This window comes from Spongiactinospora gelatinilytica (genome assembly GCF_003236385.1).
GTDB classification, from domain to species: Bacteria; Actinomycetota; Actinomycetes; order Streptosporangiales; family Streptosporangiaceae; genus Spongiactinospora; species Spongiactinospora gelatinilytica.
Genome location: NZ_POUA01000080.1, coordinates 1 through 2,885 on the forward strand (window position 1 = coordinate 1; position 2,885 = coordinate 2,885).

The 2,885-nt window shown below is 67.8% G+C and carries 1 protein-coding gene; it reads right to left on the reverse strand.

Annotated elements, in window-relative coordinates; genetic code table 11:
- Positions 1-2,885, reverse strand: a 2,885-nt coding sequence (locus C1I98_RS12765) for a glycosyl hydrolase family 18 protein (protein WP_199536902.1), incomplete at both ends; no start/stop codon positions are given.

Here is a 2,885-nt window from a genome sequence, read left to right on the forward strand (position 1 = left end):
GGTTCGGGGTCGGCCGGAGGGCGGCCGCGCCGGGGGCGGGGCCGAGTTTCTTCCAGGCGCCGCCCTTGCCGGGTTCGTCGGTGGCGGTGGTCCACCAGTTGGCCCGCCAGTAGAAGCCGTTCCAGACGACGGTGCTCGCGGTGGTGCCGTCGAGATCACCGGCGACGACCTCGGTGCCCGGCCGGTTGCCGCTGTTCTTGCCCTCGGCGACGTAGGCGGGCTCGTAGGAGTCGTCGGCGAACGACACCAACTGGTAGCCGGTTCCGGCGGCGGGGGTGCCGGTGGTGATGATGTCGTCCTCACCCGGCCGCATGGTGCGCAGTTGCCACCACTGGTGCGGCTCGCCGTCGCAGTCGTGCACGCTGAGCGACTTGAGGACCCCGTCGGCCTGGAGGCATTTGCCGCGGCTCTTGATGCGGTACCAGCCCGAGCCGCCGTCCTCGTCGACGCTCCACAACTGGTTCTCGTTGCCCGGCTGGTTGTCCACCAGGTGGGGGGTGTCCCAGGATTCGGGGTGGTCCAGGACGTTGCCGCCGACCCAGTCCACGATCCGCCAGTCGTCGCCGTCCTTCTCGAAGGCGAACGTGCCGCGCGGGTTGTAGGGGTGCGGCTCCCACTCCTCGGCCTGGCAGTCCACCCCGTCGGCCATCTCCGGGGTGACGGTGGTGGCCCCCTGCTGGTCGTTCTGGGTGGAACCGTAGGTGCGAGGACCGGTCTTGAGGGTGACGTTGGCCGGGCCGGTGAGCGGCAGATAGTGACGCAGCACGATGTCGTGGCTCGCGCCGGGCGCGATGTCCTCGCAGTAGCCGAGTTTCACGGTCACGCGATGGAAGTCGGCCTTCAACCCGCCGATGTTGTTGCCTTCCCGCCCCTTGTCGATGACGATGTTCTTTCCGAATTCCTGGTAGTTGCCGTCGCGCAGGATCGGCGGCGCGGAGGTGGGGATGTCGAAGGCGATCTCGGTGCCCGACGGCAGCGGGACGTCGGTGTCGTTGGTGATGCGCAGCTTGGGACGCATCGGGTAGAAGGGGTCGTCGTCCGGGAACTCCGGATCCTTTCCGGTGGGATAGTCCACCAGCTCGGCCTTCACGTCGACGACGTGGTTCGGCAGCGTGGTCTCGCCCGCGCGGGTGGTCTGATAACCGCCGGAACCGCGCAGTCCCTCGTCGAGGCGGGTGGTCATGTCATAGCCCATGCCGTAGTCGCCGCCGCCGAGTTCGGTGTAGTCGCCGGCGAGTTCCCACATCATCACGCCGCCGAGCTTCTGCTCCTTGACGTAATCGATTTTGGCGTCGAGCGAGGCGTTGTTCTCCGTGGACAGGAACACCTTCTTGTCGGCGTTCCACAGCCAGGGGGCCTTGAGCGTATCGTCGTACTTCTCCTCGTAGGTTCCCTTCAGCTTGCCCTCCTCCCTGCCCGCGTCGGTGTAGGCGCGCAGGTAGTTCGGCGCCCGGCCCTTCTGGAGGTTCTTGGCGTGCCACATCGGATTGGAACCGGACGCCACCTCCTGCCCGGCCCCGCCGAGGTCGTGCCACAGGTTGTCGATGCCCACCGCGCCGTTCCCGCAGGCCACAGGGGTGGACGAACCGGAACCTGGCCCTGTGCCGGGCTGGCACTGGCCCTGGTCCGGCAGGGCCGCGGTGCCCCACAGGCCGTCGGTGCCGCCGGCGACGTTCCGCCAGCCGCGGGTGTAGTACGGGATGCCGATGTTGATCCGGCCCGGCGACAGCGCGCCGCGGTAGTAGTGGTAGGCCCAGTCGACGTTGAAGTAGCCGGTCTTGTCGTACTCCTTCGTCGTGTAGAAGTCGGCGTCCTCCAGCTCGTTGTCCTTCCCGTCGTCGTACAACGGGGCCTGCGGGCCGACGAAGTGGTTCCACGAGCCGTGCATGTCGTAGGTCATCAGATTGACGAAGTCCTGGTATCGCAGCGCCTCGCCCGCGTCGAAGCCGCGGACCAGGTAGCCCGAGGCCGAGGCCGCGGAGGTGAGCAGGTAGTAGCGGCCCCGATCGGCGCCGGCCCGGTCCAGTTTTTCGCGCAGCGTCTTCATCAGCGCGTTGTAGCCCTTTTGCAGGCCCTTGCGGCGGGGGTCGGACAGTTCCCAGTCGGCGGGGTTGCCGGCCTTGGGCAGCGCGCTGGGATATTCGTAGTCGATGTCCACGCCGTCGAACGCCGCCTTGTAGCGGTCGAGGAATTCGACGACCGAGTCGGCGAACGTGTCGATGCCGGACTGGTTCACGCTGCCGTCGGCGTTGGTGGCCATCGCGTAGAAGTTCCGTGTGTCGGCCCAGCCGCCCACCGAGATCAGCGTCTTGACCTGTGGGTGCCGTTTCCTGAATTTCGCCAGCAGGTTGAAGTGTCCCTTGTACGACAGGCCGGGATCGGGCCGGGCGTCCACGGCGTCCGGCCACGTCATGCCGGTGGCCGGGTTGTCCGGGTCGGTGGTGTCGCCGACCGAGATCTTGTTGCCGTCCACCTTCGCGAACGCGTAGTTGATGTGGGTCAGCTTCGACCACGGGATGTTCGACACCAGGTAACGCGGCTGGTTGTTCGCGCCGGTCCGCCAGCCGGTGAAGTAGCCGATCACCCGCTTGTCGCGTCCGCCGCCGCCCAGCCATTCCCGGCCCTCGGCGTCGTAGGCCAGGCAGTACGGGGTGTCCACACCGCGGGTCGCGGTCAGGCCCTCGGGGCGGCACTGGGAGTGCGGGCCGGGCACCACGGCCTTGTTCTGGCGTCCGTCCTCGCCGTTGTCGTAGGGGACGCCCGCGGCGATCTTCAGGTCCTGCCGGTTCGGTCGTACTCCGCCGGTCCAGTCGAAGATGCTGCCGCGCAGGCTCGGCCACATGACCGTGAGGTCCACGACGCTCGTCTCAAGCCTGCTCTGCCGC